General features: G+C 67.8%; 28 protein-coding genes. 12 read left to right on the forward strand and 16 right to left on the reverse strand.

Annotated features, from left to right (window positions below):
- Positions 1-123 precede the first annotated feature (123 nt).
- The 3 genes from KIT25_05285 to KIT25_05295 form a co-directional block, all read right to left on the reverse strand.
- On the reverse strand, positions 124-1,314 hold the full coding sequence (locus KIT25_05285) for an acetyl-CoA C-acyltransferase (GenBank protein ID UYN96355.1): 1,191 nt from the start codon (positions 1,312-1,314) through the stop codon (positions 124-126).
- Positions 1,315-1,382: 68 nt separating this feature from the next.
- On the reverse strand, positions 1,383-3,479 hold the full coding sequence (locus KIT25_05290) for an enoyl-CoA hydratase/isomerase family protein (GenBank protein ID UYN96356.1): 2,097 nt from the start codon (positions 3,477-3,479) through the stop codon (positions 1,383-1,385).
- 97 nt (positions 3,480-3,576) lie between these two features.
- On the reverse strand, positions 3,577-3,807 hold the full coding sequence (locus KIT25_05295; protein UYN96357.1) for a hypothetical protein: 231 nt from the start codon (positions 3,805-3,807) through the stop codon (positions 3,577-3,579).
- Between the two features lie 119 nt (positions 3,808-3,926).
- Here KIT25_05295 and KIT25_05300 point away from each other — a divergent pair, with 119 nt between their 5' ends.
- The 4 genes from KIT25_05300 to KIT25_05315 are packed head-to-tail and all read left to right on the forward strand — an operon-like array spanning position 3,927 to position 6,288.
- Complete coding sequence (locus KIT25_05300) at positions 3,927-4,922, forward strand: tripartite tricarboxylate transporter substrate binding protein (protein UYN96358.1); 996 nt, start codon at positions 3,927-3,929, stop codon at positions 4,920-4,922.
- A 55-nt stretch (positions 4,923-4,977) separates the two neighbouring features.
- The gene (locus KIT25_05305; protein UYN96359.1) at positions 4,978-5,385 is read left to right on the forward strand and encodes a DUF1761 domain-containing protein; all 408 of its coding nucleotides are present in this window, start codon (positions 4,978-4,980) and stop codon (positions 5,383-5,385) included.
- A gap of 7 nt (positions 5,386-5,392) precedes the next feature.
- On the forward strand, positions 5,393-5,953 hold the full coding sequence (locus KIT25_05310; protein UYN96360.1) for a hypothetical protein: 561 nt from the start codon (positions 5,393-5,395) through the stop codon (positions 5,951-5,953).
- Positions 5,950-6,288, forward strand: coding sequence for a hypothetical protein (locus KIT25_05315; GenBank protein UYN96361.1), 339 nt, complete (start codon positions 5,950-5,952; stop codon positions 6,286-6,288). Before KIT25_05310 ends, KIT25_05315 begins: the two co-directional genes overlap by 4 nt.
- Before the next feature lie 2 nt (positions 6,289-6,290).
- On the opposite strand, the gene KIT25_05320 is transcribed toward KIT25_05315, so the two are convergent.
- Both KIT25_05320 and KIT25_05325 read right to left on the reverse strand, forming a co-directional pair.
- Positions 6,291-7,028 carry an MBL fold metallo-hydrolase gene (locus tag KIT25_05320; protein UYN96362.1) on the reverse strand — a complete coding sequence of 246 codons (738 nt, stop codon included), beginning with the start codon at positions 7,026-7,028 and terminating at the stop codon, positions 6,291-6,293.
- A gap of 2 nt (positions 7,029-7,030) precedes the next feature.
- Complete coding sequence (locus KIT25_05325) at positions 7,031-7,933, reverse strand: TauD/TfdA family dioxygenase (GenBank protein ID UYN96363.1); 903 nt, start codon at positions 7,931-7,933, stop codon at positions 7,031-7,033.
- A gap of 84 nt (positions 7,934-8,017) precedes the next feature.
- On the opposite strand from KIT25_05325, the gene KIT25_05330 reads away from it, so the two are divergent.
- The 3 genes from KIT25_05330 to KIT25_05340 are packed head-to-tail and all read left to right on the forward strand — an operon-like array spanning position 8,018 to position 9,849.
- Positions 8,018-8,326: a winged helix-turn-helix transcriptional regulator gene (locus KIT25_05330; protein ID UYN96364.1), complete on the forward strand. Its 309-nt coding sequence runs from the start codon at positions 8,018-8,020 to the stop codon at positions 8,324-8,326.
- Positions 8,327-8,372: 46 nt separating this feature from the next.
- Entirely contained in the window at positions 8,373-9,008 is a 636-nt protein-coding gene (locus KIT25_05335) for a cation transporter (GenBank protein ID UYN96365.1), read from the forward strand.
- A 28-nt stretch (positions 9,009-9,036) separates the two neighbouring features.
- Positions 9,037-9,849 (forward strand): MBL fold metallo-hydrolase, encoded by an 813-nt coding sequence (locus KIT25_05340; protein UYN96366.1) that lies wholly within the window; start codon positions 9,037-9,039, stop codon positions 9,847-9,849.
- 33 nt (positions 9,850-9,882) lie between these two features.
- Here the strand turns inward: KIT25_05340 and KIT25_05345 are convergent, their stop codons facing one another.
- The 5 genes from KIT25_05345 to KIT25_05365 are packed head-to-tail and all read right to left on the reverse strand — an operon-like array spanning position 9,883 to position 14,828.
- Complete coding sequence (locus tag KIT25_05345; protein UYN96367.1) at positions 9,883-11,514, reverse strand: long-chain-fatty-acid--CoA ligase; 1,632 nt, start codon at positions 11,512-11,514, stop codon at positions 9,883-9,885.
- Between the two features lie 35 nt (positions 11,515-11,549).
- Positions 11,550-12,677, reverse strand: coding sequence for an amidohydrolase family protein (locus KIT25_05350; GenBank protein ID UYN96368.1), 1,128 nt, complete (start codon positions 12,675-12,677; stop codon positions 11,550-11,552).
- Positions 12,674-12,874, reverse strand: a complete 201-nt coding sequence (locus KIT25_05355) for a hypothetical protein (GenBank protein ID UYN96369.1) — start codon at positions 12,872-12,874, stop codon at positions 12,674-12,676. The genes KIT25_05350 and KIT25_05355 overlap by 4 nt, the downstream gene beginning before the upstream one ends.
- Entirely contained in the window at positions 12,871-13,842 is a 972-nt protein-coding gene (locus tag KIT25_05360; GenBank protein ID UYN96370.1) for an isopenicillin N synthase family oxygenase, read from the reverse strand. The genes KIT25_05355 and KIT25_05360 overlap by 4 nt, the downstream gene beginning before the upstream one ends.
- 5 nt (positions 13,843-13,847) lie before the next feature.
- Positions 13,848-14,828, reverse strand: a complete 981-nt coding sequence (locus KIT25_05365; protein UYN96371.1) for an isopenicillin N synthase family oxygenase — start codon at positions 14,826-14,828, stop codon at positions 13,848-13,850.
- Between the two features lie 97 nt (positions 14,829-14,925).
- Between KIT25_05365 and KIT25_05370 the strand changes: the two genes are divergently transcribed.
- Positions 14,926-15,417, forward strand: a complete 492-nt coding sequence (locus KIT25_05370) for a heme-binding protein (protein ID UYN96372.1) — start codon at positions 14,926-14,928, stop codon at positions 15,415-15,417.
- Between the two features lie 10 nt (positions 15,418-15,427).
- On the opposite strand, the gene KIT25_05375 is transcribed toward KIT25_05370, so the two are convergent.
- Together KIT25_05375 and KIT25_05380 are read right to left on the reverse strand one after the other, a co-directional pair.
- On the reverse strand, positions 15,428-15,553 hold the full coding sequence (locus KIT25_05375; protein UYN96373.1) for a helix-turn-helix transcriptional regulator: 126 nt from the start codon (positions 15,551-15,553) through the stop codon (positions 15,428-15,430).
- Positions 15,554-15,770: 217 nt separating this feature from the next.
- A complete protein-coding gene (locus KIT25_05380) occupies positions 15,771-17,402 on the reverse strand; it encodes a long-chain-fatty-acid--CoA ligase (protein UYN96374.1) in 1,632 nt (543 codons plus the stop codon).
- Positions 17,403-17,491: 89 nt separating this feature from the next.
- On the opposite strand from KIT25_05380, the gene KIT25_05385 reads away from it, so the two are divergent.
- Positions 17,492-18,448 carry an aldo/keto reductase gene (locus KIT25_05385; GenBank protein ID UYN96375.1) on the forward strand — a complete coding sequence of 319 codons (957 nt, stop codon included), beginning with the start codon at positions 17,492-17,494 and terminating at the stop codon, positions 18,446-18,448.
- 37 nt (positions 18,449-18,485) lie between these two features.
- Here KIT25_05385 and KIT25_05390 read toward each other — a convergent pair whose 3' ends face one another.
- Both KIT25_05390 and KIT25_05395 read right to left on the reverse strand, forming a co-directional pair.
- Positions 18,486-18,938, reverse strand: coding sequence for an SH3 domain-containing protein (locus KIT25_05390; protein ID UYN96376.1), 453 nt, complete (start codon positions 18,936-18,938; stop codon positions 18,486-18,488).
- A 168-nt stretch (positions 18,939-19,106) separates the two neighbouring features.
- A complete protein-coding gene (locus tag KIT25_05395; protein UYN96377.1) occupies positions 19,107-21,227 on the reverse strand; it encodes a mechanosensitive ion channel family protein in 2,121 nt (706 codons plus the stop codon).
- Positions 21,228-21,241: 14 nt separating this feature from the next.
- Here KIT25_05395 and KIT25_05400 point away from each other — a divergent pair, with 14 nt between their 5' ends.
- Genes KIT25_05400 through KIT25_05410 form a run of 3 tightly spaced genes read left to right on the forward strand, consistent with a single transcriptional unit; the run spans position 21,242 to position 24,272 of the window.
- The gene (locus KIT25_05400) at positions 21,242-22,315 is read left to right on the forward strand and encodes an MBL fold metallo-hydrolase (GenBank protein ID UYN96378.1); all 1,074 of its coding nucleotides are present in this window, start codon (positions 21,242-21,244) and stop codon (positions 22,313-22,315) included.
- A gap of 58 nt (positions 22,316-22,373) precedes the next feature.
- Positions 22,374-23,444: an ROK family protein gene (locus KIT25_05405; protein ID UYN96379.1), complete on the forward strand. Its 1,071-nt coding sequence runs from the start codon at positions 22,374-22,376 to the stop codon at positions 23,442-23,444.
- 57 nt (positions 23,445-23,501) lie between these two features.
- Positions 23,502-24,272 carry an SDR family oxidoreductase gene (locus tag KIT25_05410; protein ID UYN96380.1) on the forward strand — a complete coding sequence of 257 codons (771 nt, stop codon included), beginning with the start codon at positions 23,502-23,504 and terminating at the stop codon, positions 24,270-24,272.
- 43 nt (positions 24,273-24,315) lie between these two features.
- On the opposite strand, the gene KIT25_05415 is transcribed toward KIT25_05410, so the two are convergent.
- Positions 24,316-25,521 carry a CoA transferase gene (locus KIT25_05415; GenBank protein ID UYN96381.1) on the reverse strand — a complete coding sequence of 402 codons (1,206 nt, stop codon included), beginning with the start codon at positions 25,519-25,521 and terminating at the stop codon, positions 24,316-24,318.
- A 9-nt stretch (positions 25,522-25,530) separates the two neighbouring features.
- Positions 25,531-26,379 carry an SDR family oxidoreductase gene (locus tag KIT25_05420; GenBank protein UYN96382.1) on the reverse strand — a complete coding sequence of 283 codons (849 nt, stop codon included), beginning with the start codon at positions 26,377-26,379 and terminating at the stop codon, positions 25,531-25,533.
- Positions 26,380-26,464: the final 85 nt, after the last annotated feature.

A 26,464-nucleotide genomic window follows, 5' to 3' on the forward strand; every position in this document is an offset into this window, starting at 1 on the left:
CGACGTTAGGCGCAAAAGGAGTCGTGAGGCAACGAAATTCGGCCGGTGGAAATCGGCGTGCAAGACGGCGCGGGACGAAGCGGGAAAGCGGCAATGGCCCCGCTTCGTCCGCGACCGGGTTGCTCAGTTCACGACCTCGAACAGGCCGGCGGCGCCCATGCCGCCGCCGATGCACATGGTGACGACGACGTTCTTGGCTTTGCGGCGGCGGCCCTCGATCAGGGCGTGGCCGGTGCAGCGCGCGCCGGTCATGCCGAACGGATGGCCGATCGAGATCGAGCCGCCGTTGACGTTCAGCTTCTCGTTGGGGATGCCGAGCTTGTCGCGGCAGTAGAGCACCTGCACGGCGAACGCCTCGTTCAGCTCCCACAGGTCGATGTCGTCCATCTTGAGCCCGAAGCGCTGGAGCAGCTTCGGCACGGCATAGACCGGGCCGATGCCCATCTCGTCGGGCTCGCAGCCGGCGACGACCAAGCCCTTGTAGATGCCGAGCGGCTTCAGCCCGCGCCGGGCGGCCTCGGCGTCGCTCATGACCACCGCGGCGGAGGCGCCGTCGGAGAGCTGGCTGGCGTTGCCCGCGGTGATCCACTTGTCGGGACCACGCACCGGCTCGAGCTTGGACAGTCCTGGCAGATTGGTGTCGGGCCGGTTGCCCTCGTCCTTGGCGAGCTTGACCTTCTTGCGCGAGGTCTCGCCGGTCGCCTTGTCGGTGACGACCATCTCGGTCTCCATCGGCACGATCTCGTCGTCGAACTTGCCGGCCTGCTGGGCCGCCGCGGTGCGCAGCTGGCTCTGCAGCGAGTACTCGTCCTGGTGCTGGCGGCTGATCTTGTAGCGCTCGGCCACGGTGTCGGCGGTCTGGATCATGCTGTGGTAGATGCCGGGCACGTGCTCCTGCACCCACGGATTGACCAGACGGTTCTTGTTGCCGCCCGGCGGCGACTGGATCAGCGACACCGATTCGAGGCCGCCGGCCAGCATCACCGGCACCTTGTCGACCAGCACGCGCTGGGCGGCCATGGCGATGGTCTGCAGGCCCGACGAGCAGAAGCGGTTCACCGTGACGCCGGACACCGAAACGGGCGCGCCGGCGCGCATCGCCGCGACGCGGGCGAGGTTGGAGCCCTGCGTGCCCTCGGGTGCCGCGCAGCCCAGGATCACGTCCTCGACCTCGCCGAGCTCGAGCTTGGCGCGCTCGGCGGCGTGCTTGATGACGTGCGCACCCATGTCGGCGGCGTGGGTGTCGTTGAAGGCGCCGCGGAACGCCTTTCCGATCGGTGTGCGGGCGGTCGAGACGATGACGGCGTCGGCCATGATGAAAACTCCTCCTCGATACTTGTCATCCCGAGGGCGAAGCTGCGCCGGGATGACACCTTCGTTGATCAAACCGTAGAGAACTTCTTGCCTTCCTGCACCAGCTTCTTGAGCAGGGGTGCGGGCTCCCAGAACGCCTCGCCCGAAAGGTCGCGGTACTTGAGCAGGGTGTCGTGGATGGTCTTGAGGCCGACCACGTTGTCGGCCCACCACATCGGGCCGCCGCGATAGACCGGCCAGCCGTAGCCGTTGACCCAGATGACGTCGATGTCGAGCGCGCGCTGCGCCATGCCCTCCTCGAGGATCTTGGCGCCCTCGTTGACCATCGGATAGAGCGTGCGTTCGAGGATCTCCTGGTCGGAAACGGCGCGGCGCGTGATGCCGAGCTTCTTCGAGGTCTCCTCGATGATCTTCTCGACTTCGGGATCGGGAATCGGCGTGCGGTCGGGCAGGTCGTACCTGTAGTAGCCCGCGCCGGTCTTCTGGCCGAAGCGGCCAAGCTCGCAGATCGCGTCGGCGATGTAGCCGGTGTAGCGCACGTTGCGCTGTTCCTTCTCCTTCTTGCCCTGACGGATGCGCCAGCCGACGTCGTTGCCGGCGAGGTCGCTCATGGCGAAGGGACCCATCGGGAAGCCGAAGTCGTAGATCACCTTGTCGATCTGCTGCGGCAGCGCGCCTTCCTCCAGCATGTAGGCCGACTGCACGCCCCTCTGGCGCAGCATGCGGTTGCCGACGAAGCCCTCGCAGACGCCGACCAGCACGGGGATCTTGCCGATCTTCTTGGAGAGCGACATGACGGTGGCGATGACGTCCTTCGACGTCGCCTTGCCGCGCACGTTCTCGAGCAGCTTCATGACGTTGGCCGGCGAGAAGAAGTGCATGCCGATCACGTCGCCTGGCCGCCCTGTGTAGTCGGCGATCCGGTTGACGTCGAGGCCCGAGGTGTTGGTGGCGAGGATGGCGCCCGGCTTGGCGATTTCGTCGAGCTTCTTGAAGACGCCTTCCTTCACTTCCATCGTCTCGAACACCGCCTCGATGACGACGTCGGCGTCCTTGAGGTCGTCGTAGCTGAGCGTCGGCCTGATCAGCGCCATGCGCTTGTCGACGTCCTCCGCCTTCATGCCGCCGCGCTTTGCGGTGTTCTCGTAGTTGGTGCGGATGGTCTTGAGTCCGCGATCGAGGGCCTCCTGCTTCACTTCGAGCAAGGTCACCGGGATGCCGGCGTTGGCGAAGTTCATGGCGATGCCGCCGCCCATCGTGCCGGCGCCGACGATGCCGGCGCTCTTGATCGGCCGCTGCGGCGTGTCGGCCGGCACGTCGAGTACCTTGGCGGCCTCGCGCTCGGCGAAGAAGTAGTAGCGCTGGGCCGCCGATTCCGACGAGGTCAGCAATTCCAGGAACAGCTCGCGCTCGCGCTTCATGCCCTCGTCGAACGGCAGCTCGACGGCGGCCTGCACCGTCTTGATGATGCTCCACGGCGCCTTGAAGCCGCGGGCGCGGCGGGCGATCGCCTTTTCGGTTTCCTTGAACAGGTCGGGCGATTCGAGGGTCGCCTTGAGGTCGCGCACGCGGCGCAGCGGCGCCTTCTGCGCCAGCAGCATCTGTGTATGGGCGATGGCGCCCTTCAGGAGATCGTCGCCCTCGACCAGGGCGTCGACGATGCCCTTGCTCTTGGCCTCGGGTGCGGGGATGTGGCGCCCCGAGATGATGGCATCGAGCGCGTACTTGGCGCCCGTGAGGCGCGGCAGGCGCTGCGTGCCGCCGGCGCCCGGCAGGATGCCGAGATGGACCTCGGGCAGGCCGACGCGGGTCGACGGCAGGGCGACGCGATAGTGCGCGCCGAGCGCCGTCTCGAGGCCGCCGCCGAGGGGCGTGCCGTGCAGCGCCGCCACGATCAGCTTGGGGCTGTTCTCCATCGTGGCGATCACGTCGTTCAGGTTGGCGCCCTTGGGCGGCTTGCCGAACTCGCGGATGTCGGCGCCGGCGATGAAGGTGCGGCCGCCGCCAATCAGGACGATGGCGTCGATGCCGGGATCCTTGCCGAAGGCCTCGACGCCGTCCTTGATGCCGTCGCGCACCGCGGCGGCGAGCGCGTTCACGGGCGGATTGTTGACGGTGAGGATGCCGATGCGCCCCTCGGTGGAGCGCAGAACCGCGTCGGACATGGCGTTCTTCCCTGGATTGGTCGGTCGTTGGTGACGGGCCGTCTTAGCAATCCCCGGGGCCGCCGCCCAGCGAGCTCGTGTTTCGCATTGCGGAGACCTACCGCGGGACGAGCGGCGGCGGCGGCCGGTGCGGCGGGGGAGGTCGGGGAACGACCACCGTGTCGCGACTGCCGGTCGTCGATGGCGTTTCCGTCTTGCCCTCGCCCGTGGGCGCCGTTGGGGCGGGTGCGCTGCCCCCGCGCAGGACCGTCACGCCTGGCGCGTTGTCGGCGGCGATCGCCCCGCCGGGCATCAGGCAGGCCGCTGCGACGAGGAGCAAAAGGATCAACTGCAGTGGAACCTCGACAGGCGAATGCTTCCGCCATGCGGTCGCCGCAGACCCTAGCACGGCCTCCCCGGGGCGGCTATCCATCGCGGCGCCAAAACAACCAAGAGGACAATCGGAGTATGGCTACGAGTACGAAAACGACGCGCCGGCTGCTGCTGGCTGCCGCTCCCGCGCTGCTGGCCGCACCGGCGGTCGCGCGCGCGCAAGCGGGCTGGCCGAGCAAGCCGATCACCATCGTCGTGAACTTTCCGGCCGGCGGCCTGACCGACGGCATCGCGCGTGCGTTCGGCCAGCACGTCCAGCAGGCGACCGGCCAGCAGGTCATCATCGACAACAAGCCGGGCGCCTCGGGCAACATCGGCGCCGCGCTGGTGGCGCGTGCCCCGGCCGACGGCAGCGTCTTCCTGCACAGCGTGTCGAGCACGCTCATCCAGAACCGCGTCATGTTCAAGACGCTGGGCTTCGATCCGGACAAGGACTTCACGCTCGTTTCGGGCACGTCGTCGGGCGTGCTGCCCGTGGTGGTGCACAAGTCGGTGCCGCCCGAGGTCAAGGATCTGAAGTCGTTCATCGCCTATGCCAAGGGCAAGAAGATCAACTTCGGTTCGTGGGCGCTCGGCTCCTCGGCCCACATCTTCGCCCAGACCCTGAACGAGAAGTACGGCCTCGAGATCGAGGTCGTGACCTACAAGGGCGAGACGCCGATGTGGCAGGACATGGGCGCCGGCTCGTTGCAGGCCGCCATGGGAAGTCCGCAGGCAATGAATGCCCTGCTGGTGAAGGGCGAGATCCGGCCGATCGTGGCGCCCTCGCGCGTGCGCTACGTCAAGCTGCCGGACGTGGCGACCTCGGCCGAGCAGGGCTTCGACGATCCCTCGCTGACGGTGCGCGGCTGGCTGGTGCTCGCCGCCCCTGCGGCAGTGCCCAAGGAGATCGTCCGAAAGATGTCCGACCTCTGGGTCGCTGCCGCGGATTCGGCGCCGGGCCGCAAGATGATGGAGAGTTTCGGCCTGACCGAGAAGCCGCTCACTCACGAGGAGGTGACCAAGGACTACGAAGTGCTGAAGTCCATCCTCATCCCGCGCATCAAGGCGCTCGGCCTCGAGCCGGTCTGACCGCTTCGGTTCCTCTCGGGACCGCGCTAGGCTGGCGCGTTTCCGGGAGGACTCCATGGCATTCGCCGGGCTCAACTATCTCGCGATCCTGATCGCCACCATCGCCGGCTTCGCCTTCGGCGCGGCCTACTACATGACGCTCTCCAGGCAGTGGCTCGCCGCCGTCGGCAAGAAGAAGGAAGAGCTCGGCGGCTCGCCGGTTCCCTTCATCATCAGCTTCGTCGCCCTTGCCGTCATGGCCTGGGTGCTGGCCGGCACGGTCGGCCATCTCGGTCCCGGCCAGGTGACGCTGAAGAACGGCGTGATCACCGCCTTCTTCTTGTGGCTGGGCTTCGTCGCCACGACGGTGTTCGTCAACAACGCCTATCCCGGCCGCAAGTTCGCCTTGTCCGCGATCGATAGCATCCATTGGCTGGGCGTGCTCGTTATCCAGGGTGCCATCATCGGCGCCATGGGGGTTTGAAGCGGACATGATCAAGGGTGCGCGCATCGAGGGTTACGCGGTGATCTCGCGTGAGGGCATGATCGCGACCGACGACGGCGCCTTTCCCGACGAGATCAAGATTCCGGCGGACCATGCCTTCTATCAGCAGGCGGTCGACCGCGCGGCGGCGGTGTGCAACGGTCGGCATTCGGCCGAGGGCGGCCCGAAGGAGAAGGAGCGGCGGCGCATCGTGCTGACGCGCCGCATCCACGGCGTGGCTCCCGACCCGCGCAATCCCAGGGCGGTCCTCTGGAATCCCGCGACGGCGTCGTTCGAGGAGGCGTGGAGCCGGCTCGGCATCGAACAGGGCACCCTGGCGGTCGTCGGCGGCACCGACGTCTTCGCGCTGTTCCTCAACATCGGCTACGATGCCTTCTATCTCTCGCGAACCGAGGCCAGCGTGCCGAGGGGCCGTCCGGTCTTCCCCGGCGTCGATCCGGACCACGACGCCGGCGAGGTGTTGGCGAAGCACAGGCTGGTGCTGCGCGGCACCCGGATGCTCGACGAGGCGACCAACACGAGAGTGGAAGAATGGGGGCCGGCATGAGCGATGGCGGCACGAAGCGTCCGGCCATCGCCCGCATCTGGCGCGGACGGGTGCGCCGCGAGCGCGCCGACGAGTACGAGAAGTACAACTACGAGGTCGGCATCCGGCCGCTGATCGAGAAGGCGCTGGGCGTGCAGACCTTCCGCGAGGACCGCGAGCACGAGAGCGAGTTCTGGACTATCTCCTATTGGGAGAGCGTCGAGGCAATGGCGCGCTTCACCGGCCGCGATCCCACCGCCATCCACCATCTCGACCGCGATCCCGAGTTCCTGATCGAGCTGCCCAAGTCGGTGCAGATCCTGCGGCTGCTCGAGAGCCACGGCGACAAGGGCTGAGGTCAGAACTCGACCACCAGGCCGTCGTATGCGGCTTCGAGCGCGATCTCGTTCTGCCGTTCCAGAAGTTCGGCGCTCATGTGGGTGACGACGGTGCGCCGGGGCGCGATCTCGGCGAGGTGCCTGGTGAGCGTCGTGTAGTCGATGTGATATTTCATCGCCTTGTCGAAGAAATAGGCCTCGCAGATGAAGAGGTCGGCCTCGCGGCCGGCCGGGATCAGCTCCTCGACCCACTCGGTGTCGCCGGAATAGGCCAGCACCTTGCCCTCGGTCTCGATGCGCAGGGCATAGGACGGCGCGCCGCTGTAGTGCCTCATCAGGTAGGGCGTCACGGCGAGGCCGTTCAGCTCGACGCGCTCGTGCAGCGCGAGTTCGCGTATGTCGAGGGCGAATCTGCGCTCGACCTTGGTGGAGCCGGCGAACATCGCCTCCATCACGATCTCCAGCCGCTCGCGGAAGCCGGGCGGGCCGGCCAAGGTGAGCGGCGCGGCGCGACGGCTGACGAGCTGGGCATCGAGCAGGAAGAAGGGCAGGCCGGCGAAATGGTCGCCATGCAGGTGGGTGACCAGCACCGTCGAGACCGCGTTGGGATCGACGCCCCACTTGCGGATCGCCACCATCGAGGAGGCGCCGCAGTCGATCAGCACGTTGCCGCACTCGGCGCGCTCGAGATGGAAGCAGGTGTTGAAGCGGCCGCCGCTGCCGAAGGCGTCGCCCGAGCCGAGGAACTGCAGACGCATCGTCAACCAAGCGGCGGCGGCGCCTGCTCCAGTGACGACACCTCGTTGGTCAGCGTCGTGCGGTGCAGGTCGCGCACCTGCGTATGGTCGTAGCGCCGGGCGCGATGCATGGTGACGCGATTGTCCCACATCACGATGTCGTGCTGCCGCCAGACATGGGCATAGACGAACCGGCGCTGGGTGGCGTGCTCGTTGAGGTCGCGCAGGAAGGCGCGCGCCTCGGGCACTGGCCAGCCCTCGATCTCCCCGGCGTGGCTGGCGAGATAGAGCGACAAGCGTCCGGTGCGCGGATGGCGCCGCACCAGGCGCTGGCGCACCGGCGCCCACTTGATCCGCTCCTCTTCGGTGAAGTCGGTGAAGCCGAGAATGCCGCGCGAGAAGATCTGGCTGTGCCGGCAGATCAGGTCGTGCACCTCGCGCCTGGTCGCCTCGTCGAGCGCGTCGTAGGCGGCGCGCATGTCGGCGAACTCGGTGTTGCCGCCTTCGCCCGGAATGACCCGCGCCGACAGGATCGAATACTTGGCCGGCACCGCCTTGAACGAACTGTCGGAATGCCAAAGCTGGTTGCCGAGGCCGAACAGGCGGCGGCGGTCGTCGCGCGCCACCACCTTGTTGTCCTTGTCGAGGTTGGAGATGTCGTTGACGTCCATGCTGAGCCGGCGCTCGTGGGCGGCGGCGATGTCGCCGGTCGCTGTCTCGAGCGGGCCGAGGGCGCGGCTGAAGGCGACCTGCTGGTCGTCGTCGATCCTCTGGTCGCGGAACACCAGCACGCCGAATTCGTCCATGCCGCGATGGATGGCCTCGGCGTCGTCGGGCGAGGGCGGCTTGCGCCAGTCGGCGCCGGACACCTCGCCGGCGAAGAACGGCCGATGGGCCGGGTCGATGGGCTTGATGACGATCGGCATGACCCAGCCTAGCGCGGCCGGGAGGAGGGAAAAAGTACCCTTGACAGGGCCGGGGTGAGGCATAACACTTGAACAGTTATTCAAATGTCAAAAGTTCCGAAACCTCACCTGTCCGACGACCACGCGGTCGCCCTGGCCGACCTGTTCCGCCTGCTGGGCGATCCCAGTCGGCTGCGCATCGTCGTCGCCTGCCTGCGCCGGCCCCTGGCGGTGTCCGATATCGCAGACCGGCTCGGCCTTTCGGTGTCGCTGGTCAGCCACCATCTGCGCCTGCTGAAGGGCGCGCGCCTGGTGCGGGCCGAGCGGCGGGGCAAGCAGGTGTTCTACGGCGCCGACGACCAGCACGTCCGGCGCATGATCGAGGACATGGTCACCCATGTCGGAGAGAAGTGAGTCGGAGAGAAATGAGTCGGGGAGAAATGAGTCGGGGAGAAACGAGATGAGCGCCGGCTGTCACAACCACGATCACGGCGAGGCGGCTTCGACCTCGCCCGCCTACCGGCGGATCCTGTGGATCGCGCTGGTGGTGAACCTCGCGATGTTCGCCGTCGAGATCGGCGCCGGCATCGCCGCCCAGTCGGTGTCGCTGCTGGCCGATTCGCTCGACTTCCTCGGCGACGGCGCCAACTACGGCATCAGCCTGCTGGTCGTCGGCATGGCGCTGAAATGGCGGGCGCGCGCCTCGCTGCTCAAGGCCGCGACCATGGGAGCGTTCGGCATCTGGATCGCCGGCACCACGATCCATCACGCCCTCGTCGGCACCGTCCCGCAGGCGCACGTCATGGGCCTGATCGGCGCGCTCGCCTTCGCCGCCAATCTCGGCGTTGCGCTGCTGCTCTATCGCTGGCGCGAGGGCGACAGCAACATGCGGTCGGTCTGGCTGTGCACGCGCAACGACGCGATCGGCAACCTGGCCGTGCTGGCCGCCGCCGCCGGCGTGTTCGGCTCCGGTTCCGGCTGGCCGGACTACCTCGTTGCCGGCATCATGTCGGGCCTCGCGCTGTGGAGCGCGGGCCAGGTGATCCGTCAGGCCAACGGCGAGCTGCGCCATGTCGCGGCGGCATCCCGGCCATAGAGGGGCGACGGCGGGAGAAGGCAGCGACATGATCGTCACGTCACGAAGCGCGAACACGCTGGGCTGCGTCTCGGGTGCGTCGAAGGTCTGGTCGCTGAGCGACGGCCATGTCGACATGGCCGCCGACCTGCTGCGCCAGGGCCCCGGTCTCGGCAAGTACACACTCCCGAGCCCCGCACGGCAGGAGCCATCGCTCGTGAGACTGTCGGTCAATTGCTTCCTGGTGGAGGGATCGGGTGGCGACGTGACGTTGATCGACTGCGGCGCGGGCGGCATGTGGGAGCCGTCATTGGGCCATCTCGACAAGGCGATGGAAGAGGCCGGCATCGATCCCTCCTCGATCGGCGTCGTGGCGCTCACCCACACCCATATCGATCATCTGAACGGGCTCGTGACGCGCGACGGCCGGGTGGCATTTCCCAATCTTCGCCGGATCGTGATCGCCCGCGATGCCGTCGCGAGTTTCGTCGCCAAGTCGCATCTGGCGCGGTTTCAGCGGCTGCTCGCCCCGATCGGGGACGGAGACCGGCTGGACGATCGGCTGATGGCGTTCGCCATGCCGGGGCATGCTGTGGGCCACATGGGCTACGCCCTCGACACAGGCGAGGACCGGATCCTGTTTTGCGGCGATGTGTTCCATGTTCCCGCCGCCCAGTTCGTCCGGCCCGAGCTGACATGGGGCAACGACGACGACCAGGCGGTGGCCCGCGCGACGCGGCTCGGCCTGCTGAGCGAGGCGGCGCGCACGCGTGCCTGGCTGGCCGGCGCCCACATGGCGCAGCCGGGCATCGGCCGGGTGGTCGCCGAAGGTTCCGGCTACGCGCTTCGGCCGATCGCGTGAGGCGTGCGACGTGACGCGGGGCGCTGCGGCCCGCTATGCCGTCGGCAGCTTGTAGCCCTCGAACTGCTTGCGCAGCGCGGTCTTGAGGATCTTGCCGGTGGCGCCGTGCGGGATCTGCTCGATGAATTGCACGTCGTCGGGCATCCACCACTTGGCGACCTTGCCGTCGAGGAACTTCAGCACGTCGTCCTTGGTGACGCTCGCCTCCGGCCGCTTGACGACGATCAGCAGCGGCCGCTCGTCCCACTTGGGATGCGCCACGCCGATCACGGCGGCCTCGGCCACGCCGGGACAGCCCATGGCGGCGTTCTCGAGGTCGATCGAGGAGATCCACTCGCCGCCCGACTTGATGACGTCCTTGGAGCGATCGGTGATGACGACCGAGCCGTCCGGCTCGATCTTGCAGACGTCGCCGGTCTGGAACCAGTCGTCCTTCAGGAACTGGCTGGTGCCGTCGCCCTTCATGTAGCCCTTCACGATCCACGGTCCGCGCACGACGAGGTTGCCCGAGACCTGGCCGTCGTTCGGCAGGTCGTTGCCGGCGTCGTCGATGATCTTCATCTCGCAGCCGAACACCGGCCGGCCGGCCTTGGCGGTGATGGCGAAGCGCTCCGCGTCGGGCAGCTTCCGTTCGCCGCGGTTGAAGCGCGTCGTCGTGCCGAGCGGGCTCATCTCCGTCATGCCCCAGCCCTGGACGACTTCGACACCGTGCTCCTTCCAGAAGCGCTCGATCATCGCCAGCGGCACGGCCGAGCCGCCGATCAGCGTGCGCCTGACCGACGACATCTTGAGCTTGTTCTGGGCGCAGTACTCGAGCAGCGCCAGCCACACGGTCGGCACGCCGGCGCTCAGGGTGACCTGCTCCTTGTCGAGCAGCTCGTAGACGCTCGCGCCGTCGAGCTTGAAGCCGGGAAACACCAGCTTGGCGCCGCAGATCGGCGCGGCATAGACGAGGCCCCAGGCATTGGCATGGAACATCGGCACCACCGGCAGTACCGTCGTGTCGGGATCCATCGGGATCACCGCGCCGTTCGACGACATCATCGTATGGATCATGGTCGAGCGGTGCGAATAGAGCACGCCCTTGGGATTGCCGGTCGTGCCCGAGGTGTAGCAGAGCGACGATGCGGTCTTCTCGTCGAACTGGGGCCACACGAGCGTGCCCGGCTTGTCGGCGATCAGCTCCTCGTAGCAGAGCAGTTTGGGAATCCTGGAGGACGCCGGCATGTGGGCGCGGTCGGTCATGACCACGACGTGCTTCACGGTCTTGAGCCTGTCCCACACGCCCTCGACGATCGGCAGCAGGTTGAAGTCGACGAAGATGACCTGGTCCTCGGCGTGGTTGGCGATGTAGGCCACGTGCTCGGGCGCCAGGCGTGGATTGATGGTGTGCAGCACCGCACCGATGCCGGAAATGCCGAAATAGAGCTCGAAGTGGCGATAGCTGTTCCAGGCGATGGTGCCGACACGGTCGCCGAGCTTGACCCCCAGGCCCTGCAGCGCCTCGGCGACCTTCTTGGCGCGCGTGGCGGCGTCCCTGTAGCCATAGCGGTGGATCGGCCCTTCGATGGTGCGCGAGACGATCTCGACGTCGGGATAGGAAGAGGCGGCGAAATCGATGATCTGCGAGATCAGCAGCGGGCGGTCTTGCATCAGGCCGAGCATGGCGTTTCCGTTGAGAGAGTTGTTTTCCGCGCCCTCTATACCGGAACAGCGGGCAACGGCGCAAAGCGCTGGCGGCCAGCCGTGGTGAGGCGAAACAGCCTGTCTGCGGTGCCAAAGGCGATGTTGCGGGCCGCGGCCGGGCCGAGCTGGGTGAGAATGCGTCGCCAACGCGGGATGTGGCCGCGGTAGTTCCGGTACACCCGGGCGTGGGCGATGTCGGTGCCGAGCGTGAAGCGGTCCGAGAAGCGCTCGAACACGGCCTTCATGTCGGGCAGCAGCGTGCCGTACTCGTCGACGATCAGGTGCATCCACGGGGTGCGCTTCGGCCAGTAGACGCCGTAGTGTTCCACACCGACGCCGGAATAGCCCATGCCGCCGAGATCGGCGTAGAGGTTGGGATAGCGTTCGAACATGGCGGCGATGTCGGCGGCGCTCGAGCGGCCGCAGTTGTGGGCCCATACGAAAGTTGCCTGCGGATGCGCCTCGAACAGTCGCCGCGCCGCCTCGGCGACCTTGGGTTCGGCCTCGGCGTGGAAGCACATCGGGGCGCGATAGCGGGCCGAAAGATCGGCGCACTGGCGCATGAACCAGCCATCCACCGGATAGTCCCGATCCAGTGTGGCCGCGATGCCGAACTTGTTGGTGTAGGGATAGAAGCGGAGCATGAACTCGCCCATGCCGAAGAACTCGCCCGAGGCGAGCTTCTCCTCGGTTTCGCGCAGCAGCCTCCTGCCCGCGATGGTCGAGGTCCGGATCACCTCGCGGTCGTTCAGCTCGCTGCGCTGCATGCCAACATAGGGCACGAAGCGGTCGGGAAAACGCCGGGCGCAGTCGCGCGCCTGTTCGTCGCTGCCCTGGCCGTCGTTCACCGATCCACCGCCGTCGCCGTAGTAGAGCGGCATCAGGACGAGCCGCGCCACGTTGGTGTCCTTCATGTAGTCGACCAGGTCGTCGGCCTCGACGCGCTTCTGCAGATGCGTGTGGAAGTCGATCAGCGGCAGGTCGGCGTTCTGGACGTTGCTGCCGACCGCCACCGGCGGCAACACGCGCCGCTGCTGCGCGGCGGCGTGGGCACCAAAGACGAACGTTCCCGCCAGAGCCGATGCGCCCCAGAGTACGCCGCGCCGCGTCGGCTCGGGCGGGCAGCACGGGCAACTGATCATGTGCGACGCTCCCTGTCGCGTTGCCGCAAGGCCATGGTGTGGGCGAACAGCAGCGCGCCATGCCCGGTGCCGCCGGAATCCTCAACGCGCACGAACGCAGCGACGCGCTCGGCCATAATGCCGAACGACGCGCGGACCGGCTGCTCGAAGGCGGTGCGACAGACGTGCGCCTCGACCCGCGCGAGCGTTGCCGTCATTCGGCGGCATCTCGAGCGGCGTCGGCCAACAGGTCGTAGGTGCGCTTCTGATACTCGACCATGTAGTCGGTGTAGTACGTGGTCGGGTACTTCGGCAGCCTGTCGGGGCCGACCGTGGTCGGCACGGCGGCGATCGGCCAGTCGATGCCGGCGTCGCAGAAGAACGCCAGCGCGTAGCGCTCGCCGCCGGAACGATTGACGGCGCGGTGCGGCGTGGCAAGGAACTCATCGTTGGTCCAGCGGCGCAGCAATTGCCCGCCATTGACGACGAAGGCGCCAGGAATGGCCGGCGCGTCGATCCACGCCCCCGTCCGGGTGCGGATGGCGAGGCCGGGAACCTCGTTGGGCGCCAGGATGGTGAGAAAGCTGGTGTCGGTGTGCGGCGCGATGCCGAACTCGTCGGCTGCCGTCGTCTCCTGCGGCGGGTAGTGGGTCATGCGCAGCTTGTACTGGGTCTCGCGGAACGGTTCGTCGAAATACGGCGCGGGCAGGTCGAGGGCGCGGGCGTAGAGCGGCATCAGCCCGTGCACCAGCCCTTCCATGGCATCGCAATAGGCCATGACCTTCTCGCGAAACCCCGGCAGGTCGGCGGGCCAGCGGTTGGCGCTGCGGAAGCGGCGGTCGGCCACCACATCGGGATGATCGGCCGCCAGGTCGCGGGCGACGAAAAATGCCTCGTTGAGGTTGGGCTTGGTGACGGTCTGCACGACCGACGTGCGCAGTGTGTCGCCGCGCATCGGCAGGTAGCCGACATTGTGCTTGTCGATGCGCACGGCCATCTTCCTGTCGAGCGGCTGGCCGTGGAAGCGCGCGGCCTCGGCGAAGGCATCGCCGATCAGCGTTGCCGGGATGCCGTGATTGGCGACGTAGTAGAAGCCGATTTCGGTCAGGGCGATGCGCAGCCGACGGCTCGCCTCCTCGAGCGGAGCGCCGAGGTCGATGACGGGGATCGTCTCGGCCGCCGCCACCCCGGTCAGTCCGCCGCCTGGGCGTCGTTCAGGACGTCGTAGTTCCGCTTGAGGTACCAGGTCATGTAGTCGGAGTACCAGGTCGTCGGGTACTTGGGCGGCTTGTCGGGGCCGACGGTCGTTGGCACGGCGGCGACCGGCCAGTCGATGCCGCTGTCGCAGAAGAAGGGCAAGGCGTAGCGCTCGCCGCCCGAGCGGTTGATGGCGCGGTGCGGCGTGGCGAGGAAGAGGTCGTTGGTCCAGCGCTGCAGCATCTGCCCGCCATTGACCACGTAGGCATTGTCGATCGCCGGCGCGTCGATCCACTTGCCGCTCTGGGTGCGGATCGACAGGCCGGGCACGTCGTTGGGCGCCAGCAGGGTCAGGAAGCTGGTGTCGGTGTGCGGCGCCAGGCCGAATTCGTCCTGCACCGGGCCGTCCTGCGGCGGATAGTGCGTCATGCGCATGGAAAACATCGGCTCGGAGAACGGACCGTCGAAGTAGGCCGCCGGCAGGTCGAGCGCGCGCGCATAGACCCGCACGAGCTTCTGTACCAGCGTCTCCATGGCGCCGGTGTAGGTGAGCACGATGTCCCTGAAGCCGGGCAGGTCGGGCCAGCGGTTGGGGCCGCGATAGCGTCGGCCGGACAGTATGTCGGGATGGTCGGGCGGCAGCTCCCGCTTGACGAAAAACGCCTCGTTCAGGTTGGGCTTGGTGCCGGCCTGGACCGTCGAGGTGCGCAGCGTGTTGCCGCGCATCGGCAGGTAGCCCGTGTTGTTCTGGTCGAGCTTCAACGCCAGCTTCTTCTCGAGAGGCTGGGCGTGGAAGCGCCGGGCCTGCTCGAACATCGACGCGATCAGTTCGCGCGGCACGCCGTGATTGACGATGAAGTAGAAGCCGATCTCCGTCAGCGCGAAGCGAAGCTCCTTCGCGGTGCGATCGAGCGCGCCCGGCTCGTCGGCGAGGCAGGGGCCAAGGTCGATGACAGGAATGGTCTCCGTCGTCATGGCGCAATCCTCCGCGAGCGGCCTTCCCTGCCGCCGCCGAGTTGGACGATACTGCCGCCCGAGGGCTGGGGTCCAGTGCAGGGAGCGCAAGGGTCCGATGAGCGAACACTACGTCCTGCATGTCCAGTCGAGCCTGACGCTGGCCCGGGCGGACCGAATGATCGAGGGCGCGCTTGCCGCGGCCCGTGCGGCGGAGCTGCTGCCGCTCACCGTCGCCGTGCTCGATTCGGGCGGCCATCTCGTCGCCTTCAAACGCGAGGATGGCTGCGGCGTTCTGCGCTTCGATATCGCGCTCGGCAAGGCTTGGGGCGCGCTCGGCATGGGCATCTCCAGCCGCACCATCCGCGACCGGCTGGGCAACCGGCCGGCCTTCCAGGGCGCGCTCGCAGCGGCCTCGCACGGACGATTCGTGCCGGTGCCGGGCGGCGTGCTGGCCCTCGACGACGCCCGGCGCGTCGTCGGCGCGATCGGGATCAGCGGCGATGCTTCCGACCGCGACGAGTACGCCGCCATCATGGGCGTCCGCGCCGCGGGCCTCGCGTCCCATCCCGACGAGCCGGCCGAGAACTGGCGCTCGGCCGGGCTTTGATCGCCGGGAGTCAATCGGACGAGCGCGGCACCAGCAAATCGATGTCCACGGCGAGCGCATCCGCGATCCTGCGCAGCGTTCGTGTCGAGCCGGAACGGCGTTTGGTCTCGAGCTGCGAGACATAGAGGGGCGACAAGCCGGCTCGCTTGGCCTCGAGCGAGCGCTCGAAGACCTCGATGGGATAGGATTCGTCGCCGCGTTGTTGCGGGCATGCCGGTAGGTTGGCCCCCCCCCGACGCGAGCAGACTGCGGCGCTCGTAGGATGATCAAGAGATCGTCCTGGGGTGCATGACATTCGTTCTTTGTTGCGCTTCGGTGCCGGTTCAAGCGGCAGTCGGAGTCGCAAGCGTGCCTCACGCGGTCGGCAGCCTGTAGTCCTTGAAGGTCTCGCGCAGCTTGGTCTTGAGAATCTTGCCGGTCGCGGTGTGGGGAATGGAATCGACGAACTGCACGTCGTCGGGCAGCCACCACTTGGCGACCTTGCCTGCGAGGAAATCGACGAGCTCCTTCTTCTCGATCGTCGCATCGGGCTTTCTCTGCACGATCAGCAACGGCCGCTCGTCCCATTTGGGATGCGCGATGCCGATGACGGCGGCCTCGGCCACGGCCGGATGGGCCATGGCGGCGTTCTCGAGATCGATGGACGAGATCCATTCGCCGCCCGACTTGATCACGTCCTTGGAGCGGTCGGTGATCTGCATGTAGCCGTCGGAATCGAGGGTGGCGACGTCGCCGGTCGGGAACCAGCCTCCCTCGCGCAGCACGTCGCCGCCTTCGCCCTTGAAATAGCCGCGCGTCACCCAGGGCCCGCGCACCAGCAGGTCGCCGAACGCCTGGCCGTCGCGCGGCAGTTCCTTGTTGGCGTCGTCGACGATCTTCATCTCGACGCCGAACGGCGACCGGCCCTGCTTCAGGCTGACGGCGCGCCTCTCCCCGGCCGGAAGTCGCGCGTGCTTGGCCTTGGGATGGTTGACCGAGCCGAGCGGACTCATCTCCGTCATGCCCCAGGCGTGCAGCACCTCGACGCCGTAGTCCCTGGCGAAGGTTTCGATCATGGCGGGCGGCGCGGCCGAGCCGCCGATCACGGCATGCTTCAGCGTCGAGAGCTTGAGCCCGTTGGCCTGCATGTGCTGCAGCAGGGCGAGCCACACCGTCGGCACGCCGGCGGTGAAGGTGACGCCTTCCTTCTCGAACAGCTCGTAGAGACTCGCGCCGTCGAGCGCCGGGCCGGGAAATACCAGCTTGGCGCCGACCAGCGCCGCGCTGTAGGGCAGGCCCCAGGCATTGACGTGGAACATCGGCACGACCGGCAGCACGACCGAACGCGCAGAGAGGCCGAGCGTGTCGGGCAGGGCGCTGCCGTAGGCGTGCAGCAGGGTCGAGCGATGGTGATAGAGCACGCCCTTGGGATTGCCCGTCGTACCGGAGGTGTAGCAGAGCGACGACGCGGTGCGCTCGTCGAACTCGGGCCAATCGAAGGCGCCGGGGTGGCCGGCCAGCAGCTCCTCGTAGACCAGCAGGTTCGGGATGGCGCAGTCCTTCGGCAGATGGGCGCGGTCGGTCATCGCCACGACGTGGCGCACCGTCTCGAGCTGCGGCAGCAGCCCTTCGACCAGCGGCAGCAGGTTGACGTCGACGAAGAGCAGCCGGTCCTCGGCGTGGTTGACGATGTAGACGATCTGCTCGGGGAAAAGCCGCGGATTGATCGTGTGGCACACCGCGCCCATGCCCGAGATGCCGTAGTAGAGCTCGAAGTGGCGGTAGCCGTTCCAGGCCAGCGTGCCGATGCGGTCGCCTCGCCCGATGCCCAGCCCCGTCAGCGCCTCGGCCATCTTGCGGGCGCGCCGCCGGGCGTCGGCGTAGGTGTAGCGATGGATGCCACCTTCCAGCGCGCGGGACACGATCTCGGTGTCGCCATGGTTGACGGCGGCGTGCTCTATGACGTGCTGAATCAGCAGCGGGCGATCCTGCATCAGGCCCAGCATTGGGGCGTTTCTCCTCGTCGTCTTTTGGCCTAGGGTTGCCGCCTCTTTGGCGGCAAACCGCCAGTCCGGTCAAGCGAGGGAGTGACGGCATGGAAAAGCGCAGGTTGGGCAAGTCCGGCATCGAGTTCGCACCGATCGCGTTCGGCGGTAACGTCTTCGGCTGGACCGCCGACGAAGCGACCTCGCACAAGCTCCTCGACGCCTTCGTCGACGCCGGCTTCTCCTTCATCGACACGGCCGACGTCTATTCGCGCTGGGCGCCCGGCAACAAGGGCGGCGAGTCCGAGACGGTGATCGGCAACTGGTTGAAGAAGAATCCGGCCAAGCGCGCCAAGGTCCAGATCGCGACCAAGTGCGGCATGGCGCTGACGTCCGGCGGGCTGTCGCGCCGGCACATCACCGAATCGGTCGACGCCTCGCTCAAGCGCCTGAACACCGACCATGTCGATCTCTTCCAGTCGCACCGCGACGACAAGGACACGCCGCAGGAAGAGACGATGGAGACCTATGGCGATCTGGTGAAGGCCGGCAAGATCCGCGTCATCGGCGCCTCCAACTTCGACGCTGGGCGGCTCGCCTCGGCGCAGGCGATCGCGAAGGCCAAGGGCTTGCCGCGCTACGAGAGCCTGCAGCCGCACTACAACCTGATGGAGCGCGGCCTGTTCGAGGGCGAGCTCGAGGACGAGTGCCTCAAGGAAGGCATCGGCGTCATTCCGTATTATTCCCTGGCGAGCGGCTTCCTGAGCGGCAAGTACCGGTCGGAGGCCGATGTCGGCAACGCCAAGCGCGGCGCCGGCGTGAAGAAGTACATCAACGCCAAGGGCATGGCCGTGCTGGAGGCGCTCGACGGGGTGGCCAGGAAGCACAATGTCGACGACACGCAGGTGGCGCTCGCCTGGCTGTTGCAGCGCAAGTCGGTGACCGCGCCGATCGTCAGCGCCACCAGCCTGCAGCAGCTCGAGGACCTGATCGCCGCACCCGGCGTGAAGCTCGATGCAGCCGACGTGGCCGCCATCGACAAGGCGAGTGCACCGGCCGCCGCCTAGAGCCCTTCCGCTCGAAAGCAGGATGGCCGGCGACGGCTTACCAGCCCCAGAGCAGCCGTCGGGCCACCCAGCCCTTTGTGCCGTTGTTGTGCTGGACCCGGACCCAATCCTTGTCGCGGGTCAGGGTCCGCAGGACGTCGCCGTAGATCAGCCTCGCCAGGATCTTGCTGGCGGTCGAGGCCTCGCTGCGCAGGTTCGCGGTCTTCACGGTGACGATGTGGTAGGGCGTGCGGTCGGTGAGCGGCTCGTAGACCCAACCCGTGTCCTTCTCGAAATCGACCACTTTCAGCCAGCGTCCCTGCCTGCCGACGACCTGCAGTGGATAGCCCCGGCTGAGGACCCATTCGACTGGGTGCTGCGTTCCCGGTCCGGAGCGCATGTTCAATTCCTTGCCCGGCACGCTGACCATCTGTTGCGCAAGAGCCGGTGGGGAGACCAGAAGGAGGAGAGCCAGCAGGAGATTGCGGCAGCAATTGAACGTATGGGCCATTCTTCGGGGACCTTCGTCGATGCGTGTCGAGGATGGAGGTCGACGCCGCCGCCCCCGGATCCGATCCGGGCGACCGGCGCGAACGATCGAAGAATGACGCGCGGCGAGTCGCACCGTCAACCCGGGGAGAAGTGCGCCGCGGCATCGCCCGACCGGCGACGCGGCCGCTCAGCCCGGCGCGTTGGCGGCGGGCTTGAGGATCTGCTGCGCGGCGGCGCTCACGGCCTCGTCGTGGGCCGCGCCGCCGCCGCCGCCCGCGACCTGGACGGTCGGGAACGCGAAGCGGATGCCGTTGGCGTCGAACGCCTTCTTGATCATCGCGTTGGCGCGCCGGCGGATGACGAACTGCTCGCCCGGCTTGGTCATCATCTTGGTGCGGATCTTGATGGCGAAATCGCCGAACTCCTCGACGCCCTGCATCTTGAGCGGCTGCAGGATGTTGGGCGAGAGGTCGGGATCCTTGGCCAGTTCCAGGCCGACCTGCTTGATCAGTTTCTTGGCCTTGTCGATGTCGGAATCGTAGGTGATGCCGATCACGTCCTTCACGATCACCCAGTCGCGGCTCATGTTCTGCACCGCGCCCAGCGAGCCGAAGGGGATGGTGTAGAGCGGCCCCCGCTGATGGCGCAGCTTGATCGAGCGCAGGCTGAAGGATTCGACGGTGCCCTTGTAGTTGCCGCTCTGGATGTACTCGCCGATGCGGAAGGCGTCGTCGAGCATGTAGAACATGCCGCTGATGATGTCGCGCACCACGGTCTGCGCGCCGAAGCCGACGGCGACGCCGACCACGCCGGCGCTGGCGATCAGCGGCGCGATCTCGACGCCGAGCGCGGACAGCGCCATCAACCCGGCCATCACCACGAGAACGATCAGGGCGACGTTGCGGCCGATCGGCAGCAGGGTGCGGATGCGCGCGCGCTTGCGTGCTTCCTCGGCCTCGAGGCCGGCGGTCTGCTGGGCGCGGGCGAGCGCGTTGTCGGCCAGCGCCTTGACGAGGTCCCAGGCGAGATCGGCCACCAGCACGATGATGAGGGCGTGCAGTGAACCGCGCAGCAGGCGGGTGAAGGTGTTCTCCTGGGCCGCCAGCGCGCCGACATCGAGGCCCCAGCCCCACAGCAGCAGCGAGAGGGCGCCGACGATCAGCGCGGCCCGCAATCCCTGCTCGACCAATACCTCGGCGACCGACGGTGTCGTCGCATCGGTCGCGTCGTCTTCGACGGGACGCATCAGGTGCCGGACCGCGCGCCGCACGACGCCGATCGACAGCGGCAGGCCGATGGCGACGACGAGGAACCAGAACAGCCCGAGCGCACCCGCCACCCAAGAGAGCCAGATCGCGACTGTCGCGACGGTGGCGAGCCACTTGCCGCCGTTCTGTACGGCGGCGGCCGGTTCCGTCTCGGCGTGCCGTCGCCAGATCATGACCAGCGCCAGGACGACGAGGCCGATACCGAGCGTGTAGGCCAGCAATTGCTGGCCGTCGCGCGGCAAGCCGAGCAGGCGCGTCGCCACGATGAGGGCCCAGCCGAAGGCGAACCAGGCGACGAAGGCGACGAGGAGCCGATGCCAGAAGCGCGCCGAAGCGACGTCGAGATCGAAGGCGGCCAGGTGGCGCACCGGTCCGTCGGCCGGACGCAGCAGCACCGTCGACAGGGCGGCGACCAGACGAACGCCGACCAGGGCCACCAGGAAGGCCGCACCGGCCTCGTTCAGGGGATGCGGCCAGCGTTCGCTCAGGAGCACGACGAGGGCGCCGAGGACGAAGGCGATCGCGGCACCGGCCGCCAGGCCGGCGTCGATGCCGACGACGAGCAGCCGGTGCGCGGGCCGCGCGATCGGGGTGGCGTGCCATCGTGCCGCGATCCCCCCGAGCGCCCGGCGGTATGCCCATTCCAGAGCCGCGCCGGCGACCACGCAAATCAGCAGACCAAGCAGGATCCGCGTGCCGCCTTGCTGACCCGCAGCCTGGTCGAAAGCCTCTCCCAGACGGCGGGCATAGGACGGCAGCCGAGGCGTGGCATGCATCAGGCCGTCGACATGGTCGCCCATCCGCTTGAGACGCCCGGCGAAAAATTCCGAGGGCGTTTCCGCCGCAGCCGGCTCGGTCTGGGCCGATGCTCCCGCAGGCATGACCGCGAACATCGGCATTGCGAGGATAAGGACAACGAACAGGCGGAACAGGGGAGTCATGGAGGCCGAACTAGTGGTGATCTCGACAAAATGCGCCCGGAATGGGGTCTGCGGCAAGGTGCCGGGCGGCTTTGTCCACGTTTCCCCGCAACCGGACATGTTAATCTGAAGCCATGCTCATCTTTCGCCAGCTTTTCGATCCGACGTCGTCGACCTACACGTACCTGCTTGCCGACGGGGCGAACGGCGAGGCCATCCTGATCGATCCCGTGTTCGAGCAGGTCCGGCGCGACGCCGCGCTGATCGCCGAGCTCGGACTGAAGCTCCTGTGGACGCTCGAAACGCACGTCCACGCCGATCACGTCACCGGCGCCTGGCTGCTCAAGAACAAGCTCGGCAGCGGCATGGCGCTGGCCGCGGCGAGCGGCGCGTCGGGCGCCGACCGCCTGCTGCAGGACGGCGATCGGATCGCCTTCGGCCGGCGCTCGCTCGAGGTGCGCTCGACGCCCGGCCACACCAACGGCTGCGTGACCTATGTGCTCGACGACGAGAGCATGGCCTTCACCGGCGATTGCGTGCTGATCCGCGGCTCGGGCCGCACCGACTTCCAGCAGGGCGACGCGCGGGCGCTCTATCGCTCGGTGCGGGCGCGGATCTTCTCCCTGCCGGATTCCTGCCTTCTCTATCCCGCCCACGACTATCGCGGCCTCACCGTGACCAGCGTGGTCGAGGAGAAGAAGTTCAACCCGCGTCTCGGCGGCGAGATCGGCGAAAGCGACTATGCCGGCTACATGAAGAACCTCGACCTGCCGCATCCCAAGCAGATCGACGTGGCGGTGCCCGCCAACCTGCGTTGCGGGCGGCCGGGCAACGATTCGGCGGTGCCGCCCGATCCCGACTGGGCGCCGTTGCGCTTCACCTTCTCGGGCGTCTGGGAGGTCGAGCCGCACTGGCTGGAAGAAAATCTCGGCGCCGTGCGGATCGTCGACGTGCGCGAGCCCGCTGAATTCAGCGGTCCGCTCGGCCATATCAGAGGGGCCACCCTGCTGCCGCTCGGCGAACTGGCGGCACGCGCCAGGGAATTGCCGGCCGACAAGCCGATCGTGGCGGTCTGCCGCGCCGGCAGCCGCTCGGCCCATGCCACCGCGATCCTGCAGAAGGCCGGCTTCGACAGGGTCGCCAACCTGCCCGGCGGCATGCTGCGCTGGCGCGGCGAGGGCCGCGGCGTGGAGGGCGGCGCCGTCTGACCGGCAACCCGGCGGCGCTTTCCCACGTTGTAGGGCGAAGTGACGTGGGAGGGCATGCGTGCCGGACTCGACTGCCGCTGTTTCCGGTCCCGACAGCGTGATCGGACAGGGGTGCAGGGTTCTCCCCGCCGTCACCGTCGACACCTACAACGAGGAACTGCGCGAGGCCGAGGGCTTCGTCGGCGACCGCGCCAGCGGCCGCGCCTTCCGGCGCATTCTCGAGGATTGGCGCAATCGGCTGGCCGAGATGGGCGAGGATCCATTCGGCGACACGCCGACCCACGACATATCGAAGTCGAAACTCGACAAGTTCCTGGCCGAGGGCGACCCGATGGCCGCCGGTCTCGTGCATACCGCCGTCGAGGAGTTCGCCCAGGAGCTGGCGCTCGTGTCGCGGCGCTTTCTCGAACTCGAGGCCTGGGCGGACACCGAGCGCATCGTGGTCGGCGGCGGGCTGAGCTCGAGCCACATCGGCGAGCTCGCGATCGGCCGCGCCGCCGTGCTGATCGTCGACCATGGACTCAAGGTCGGCATGCAGCCGATCAGCAATCATCCCGACGAAGCCGGCCTGATCGGCGCGGTCCATCTGGCGCCGGGCTGGGCGCTGGCTGGGCACGACGCGGTGCTGGCGGCCGACATCGGCGGCACGAACATGCGGGTGGGCGTGGTCAGGCTCAACATGAAGAAGAGGGCCGATGTCGCGAAGGCCGAGGTCTGGAAACGTGACCGCTGGCGCCACGCCGACGAGGAGCCGACGCGCGAGGAGGCCGTGGAACGGCTGGCGTCGATGCTCGAGAAGCTGATGGACGGCGCGCGCAAGGAGAAGCTCAAGCTCGCGCCCTTCGTCGGGGTCGGCTGCCCGGGATTGATCGACGAGCACGGCGCCATCACCACCGGCGGCCAGAACCTGCCGGGCAATTGGGAGGGCGAGGACTTCAACCTGCCGCGCCTCCTCGCCGACAGGCTGCCGCGGATCGATGGCCACCGGCCCGCCGTGGTGATGCACAACGACGCCGTCGTCCAGGGCTTGAGCGAAGTGCCCAACATGAAGGATGTCGGGCGCTGGGGTGTTCTGACGATCGGAACGGGGCTCGGCAACGCGCGCTTCACCAATCGCGACGAGGATTGATCCGACCGGCCCGCGCGTGCCACATCTTCCGGGCAACGCTGGACCCCGGAGGATTTCATGGCATCGCCGCTCTTCGACCTGACCGGAAAGGTCGCCGTCGTCACCGGCTCGAGCAAGGGCATCGGCAAGTCGATCGCCATGCACCTCGCGCTGCAGGGCGCGAAGGTCGTCGTGTCGAGCCGCAAGGCGCCGGTCTGCGAGGCGGCGGCCAAGGAGATCCGCGACGCCGGCGGCGAGGCGATCGTCGTCCCCTGCAACATCTCCGACAAGGCGCAGTGCGAGAACCTGATCGCCGAAACCCGACGCCAGCTCGGCCCGGTCGACGTGCTGGTGTGCAACGCGGCGTCCAACCCGTACTACGGGCCGAACGAGAAGATGCCCGACGACGTCTTCATGAAGATCATGCAGAACAACATTCTCAGCAACATGTGGCTGATCAACCTGTGCCTGCCCGACATGCGGGCCAGGAAGGACGGGTCGATCATGATCGTGTCGTCGATCGGCGGCCTGCGGGCCAGCACGGTGATCGGCGCCTACTGCATCTCCAAGGCGGCCGACATGCAGATGGCGCGCAACCTCGCCGCCGAATACGGGCCCGACAACATTCGCGTCAACACCATTGCGCCCGGCCTGGTGACCACCGACTTCGCCCGAGCCCTGTACGAGGATCCGCAGCGGCGCGCGGCGCGCGAGGCGGCGACGCCGCTGCGCCGCCTCGGGGCGCCCGACGACATCGGCGGGCTCGCGGTTCTGCTGGCTGGCAAGGCGGGCGCCTTCATCACCGGCCAGACCCTGGTGGCCGATGGCGGGGCGACAATCGGCGGCTGACGGGCTGGACGGGCAGTGGCTCCCGGCACGGGGACGATCCGGCTCAAAGAGCCGATGGGCCCAGAACGCCGAGCTTCCTGAGTTTCGCGATCTCGTCGGCCGAGTAGCCGGCGTCGCGCAGCACCCGTTCGGAATGCTGGCCGACGGCCGGCGCGCGCGAGGGTGCGGCCTTGGTCGCATTGTCGAGGGTGAAGGGACTCGACACGGTCAGGCCCTGGCCGTCGGCGAAGGGAACCAGGGCGCCGATTTCGCGCGCCTGCGGATCGTCGCCGGCCTCGTCGACCGTGCACACCGGGCCGAAGGTCACGCCCGCCTTCTCGAGGATCGGCCGCCATTCGGCGAGGCTGCGCTGAGCGAAAATCCCGTCGAGGATTCGGGTCAGGGCGACGGCGTTCTCCCTGCGGGAATCGACCGTGGCGAAGCGCGGATCCTGCAGGAGATGGCCGACGCCGATCGCCTCGAAGAACACCCCGGCCTGCCGCGGATTGTGCAGCGCCATCAGGAACCAGCGATCGTCGCGGCAGCGATAGTGGTTGGCCAGCGCGCTCGGCGTCTCGAGTCGCGGCGGCCGATGCCGCACATGCTCGCCGAACAACCGGTTCTGCACATAGCAGCCGTTGGCCCACAGGCCATTCTGCAACAAGGAGGTCTGCGCCACCCCGCCCTTGCCCGTGCGCTCGCGGCGATAGAGCGCCGTCACGATCGCCGCATAGAGCGCGGTCGCGGTGGGATGGTCGCCCATGCCCGGCATCGAGCGGACGGGCTCGGTCTCCGTGCCGTCGCGCACCATGTCCATCAGGCCGGTGCGCGCCCAGTAGGCGGTGGCGTCGAAGCCGGTCCGCGCCGCCTCGGCGCCGGCCTCGCCGTAGGCGCTGATCGAGCCGTAGATCAGCCGCGGGTTGACCTTCAGCAGATCATCGGCGGCGATCTTCAACCGCTCGCGCACCGGCAGCGGGAAATTGGTGATGAAGACGTCGCTTGCGCGCACGAGCTTGTGCAACACCGCCAGGCCCTCGCGATGCTTGAGGTCGATGGCGAGGCTCTTCTTGTTGCGGCCGGTGAGCTGCCACCAGTAGTCGGTCACCTTGCCGGGGACGGGCGGCGAGGCCCGCCACGGATCGCCCGCTCCCGGGGGCTCGATCTTGATCACGTCGGCGCCGAAGTCCGAGAGGATGGTGGCGGCGGCGGGTCCGGCGATCCAGCTCGCGCAGTCGATGACTTTCAGGCCGGTGAAGATGCTGTCGGTCATCGTCGGTGCTCAGTGGCTCGGCTTGGTGGGGAACGGCGTGAGCTGCAGCTCGTGCGTCCAGCAGGAGCGGTCCTGCGTGTGGAGATAGAAGAACGCCTCGGCGATCTTCATCGGGCTCATGATGATGTCGGCGTTCTGCTGCGCGCGCGGCAGCGCCCGCGTGCCGGGCGAATCGATCAGGCCGTCGATCACGACGTTGGCGACGTGGATGCCGTGCTCGGAATATTCCTCGGTCAGCACCTGGGCGAGCGTTCGCATCATCACGCGCGGGTAGTAGAGCGATTCGCCGGTGTTGCGCTTGGTGCCGCGCAGCGACTTGGCGTTGTTCGAGAAGAAGAACGACCCCGAGCCGCGCCGGCGCATGGCGGGCAGGACTTCCTTGGCGACGAGGAAGGGCCCGCGGCCGGCGATATGGTGGGCGACGTCGAACATCTCCGTCGGGATGTATTCGAGCAGATCCTGGCCGGGGGGCAGGTCGCGCCCCTCGAGGTAGCCGGCGTTGTAGATCACGACGTCCGGCTCGCCGGCCTCGGCGCGGATCGTGGCGAAGGCGGCCGAGATCGACGTGTCGGACGACAGGTCGAGCTCCACCGTCATGTAGGCGCCGCCCTGCTGTCCGATGGCCTCCGACAGGGCCGCCGCGTTGGACGCGGTGCGCGTCGTCAGCACGGTGAAGAAACCCTCGCCGGCGAATTTCTGGGCAAGCGCGCCGCCGACGCCGAACCTGGAGCCTGCCGGCATGGAAGAGGCGTCGAGCACCTTGCCGTGCGCCAATTTCGTGTTGCGCCCGTCGGCCTGCCACTTCGAGGTTGCGCCGATGATGACGGCAACCGGCTTGCGCGCGGTGTTCCTGCTCATGGCCATGCCCCGTCCGGTTCGGTGAGTCCCGGACCCGAGCATAGCCCTTCGGCGCGGCAAGAATAGGAGGAGGGTGCAGGCGGCG

Origin of the sequence: Enhydrobacter sp. (genome assembly GCA_025808875.1) — a bacterium.
GTDB lineage: Bacteria > Pseudomonadota > Alphaproteobacteria > Reyranellales > Reyranellaceae > Reyranella.

What these genes read in the sequence shown, in the direction of transcription:
- KIT25_05400 (UYN96378.1), top strand. Translation starts at nt 21,242, where the DNA reads ATGCTCATCTTTCGCCAGCTTTTCGATCCGACGTCGTCGACCTACACG.
- KIT25_05390 (UYN96376.1), bottom strand. Translation starts at nt 18,938, where the DNA reads ATGGCCCATACGTTCAATTGCTGCCGCAATCTCCTGCTGGCTCTCCTC.
- KIT25_05365 (UYN96371.1), bottom strand. Translation starts at nt 14,828, where the DNA reads ATGACGACGGAGACCATTCCTGTCATCGACCTTGGCCCCTGCCTCGCC.
- KIT25_05380 (UYN96374.1), bottom strand. Translation starts at nt 17,402, where the DNA reads ATGCTGGGCCTGATGCAGGATCGCCCGCTGCTGATTCAGCACGTCATA.
- KIT25_05300 (UYN96358.1), top strand. Translation starts at nt 3,927, where the DNA reads ATGGCTACGAGTACGAAAACGACGCGCCGGCTGCTGCTGGCTGCCGCT.
- KIT25_05355 (UYN96369.1), bottom strand. Translation starts at nt 12,874, where the DNA reads ATGACGGCAACGCTCGCGCGGGTCGAGGCGCACGTCTGTCGCACCGCC.
- KIT25_05310 (UYN96360.1), top strand. Translation starts at nt 5,393, where the DNA reads ATGATCAAGGGTGCGCGCATCGAGGGTTACGCGGTGATCTCGCGTGAG.
- KIT25_05305 (UYN96359.1), top strand. Translation starts at nt 4,978, where the DNA reads ATGGCATTCGCCGGGCTCAACTATCTCGCGATCCTGATCGCCACCATC.
- KIT25_05385 (UYN96375.1), top strand. Translation starts at nt 17,492, where the DNA reads ATGGAAAAGCGCAGGTTGGGCAAGTCCGGCATCGAGTTCGCACCGATC.
- KIT25_05320 (UYN96362.1), bottom strand. Translation starts at nt 7,028, where the DNA reads ATGCGTCTGCAGTTCCTCGGCTCGGGCGACGCCTTCGGCAGCGGCGGC.
- KIT25_05415 (UYN96381.1), bottom strand. Translation starts at nt 25,521, where the DNA reads ATGACCGACAGCATCTTCACCGGCCTGAAAGTCATCGACTGCGCGAGC.
- KIT25_05370 (UYN96372.1), top strand. Translation starts at nt 14,926, where the DNA reads ATGAGCGAACACTACGTCCTGCATGTCCAGTCGAGCCTGACGCTGGCC.
- KIT25_05420 (UYN96382.1), bottom strand. Translation starts at nt 26,379, where the DNA reads ATGAGCAGGAACACCGCGCGCAAGCCGGTTGCCGTCATCATCGGCGCA.
- KIT25_05345 (UYN96367.1), bottom strand. Translation starts at nt 11,514, where the DNA reads ATGCTCGGCCTGATGCAAGACCGCCCGCTGCTGATCTCGCAGATCATC.
- KIT25_05335 (UYN96365.1), top strand. Translation starts at nt 8,373, where the DNA reads ATGAGCGCCGGCTGTCACAACCACGATCACGGCGAGGCGGCTTCGACC.
- KIT25_05330 (UYN96364.1), top strand. Translation starts at nt 8,018, where the DNA reads ATGTCAAAAGTTCCGAAACCTCACCTGTCCGACGACCACGCGGTCGCC.
- KIT25_05315 (UYN96361.1), top strand. Translation starts at nt 5,950, where the DNA reads ATGAGCGATGGCGGCACGAAGCGTCCGGCCATCGCCCGCATCTGGCGC.
- KIT25_05290 (UYN96356.1), bottom strand. Translation starts at nt 3,479, where the DNA reads ATGTCCGACGCGGTTCTGCGCTCCACCGAGGGGCGCATCGGCATCCTC.
- KIT25_05410 (UYN96380.1), top strand. Translation starts at nt 23,502, where the DNA reads ATGGCATCGCCGCTCTTCGACCTGACCGGAAAGGTCGCCGTCGTCACC.
- KIT25_05395 (UYN96377.1), bottom strand. Translation starts at nt 21,227, where the DNA reads ATGTCCGGTTGCGGGGAAACGTGGACAAAGCCGCCCGGCACCTTGCCG.
- KIT25_05340 (UYN96366.1), top strand. Translation starts at nt 9,037, where the DNA reads ATGATCGTCACGTCACGAAGCGCGAACACGCTGGGCTGCGTCTCGGGT.
- KIT25_05350 (UYN96368.1), bottom strand. Translation starts at nt 12,677, where the DNA reads ATGATCAGTTGCCCGTGCTGCCCGCCCGAGCCGACGCGGCGCGGCGTA.
- KIT25_05285 (UYN96355.1), bottom strand. Translation starts at nt 1,314, where the DNA reads ATGGCCGACGCCGTCATCGTCTCGACCGCCCGCACACCGATCGGAAAG.
- KIT25_05325 (UYN96363.1), bottom strand. Translation starts at nt 7,933, where the DNA reads ATGCCGATCGTCATCAAGCCCATCGACCCGGCCCATCGGCCGTTCTTC.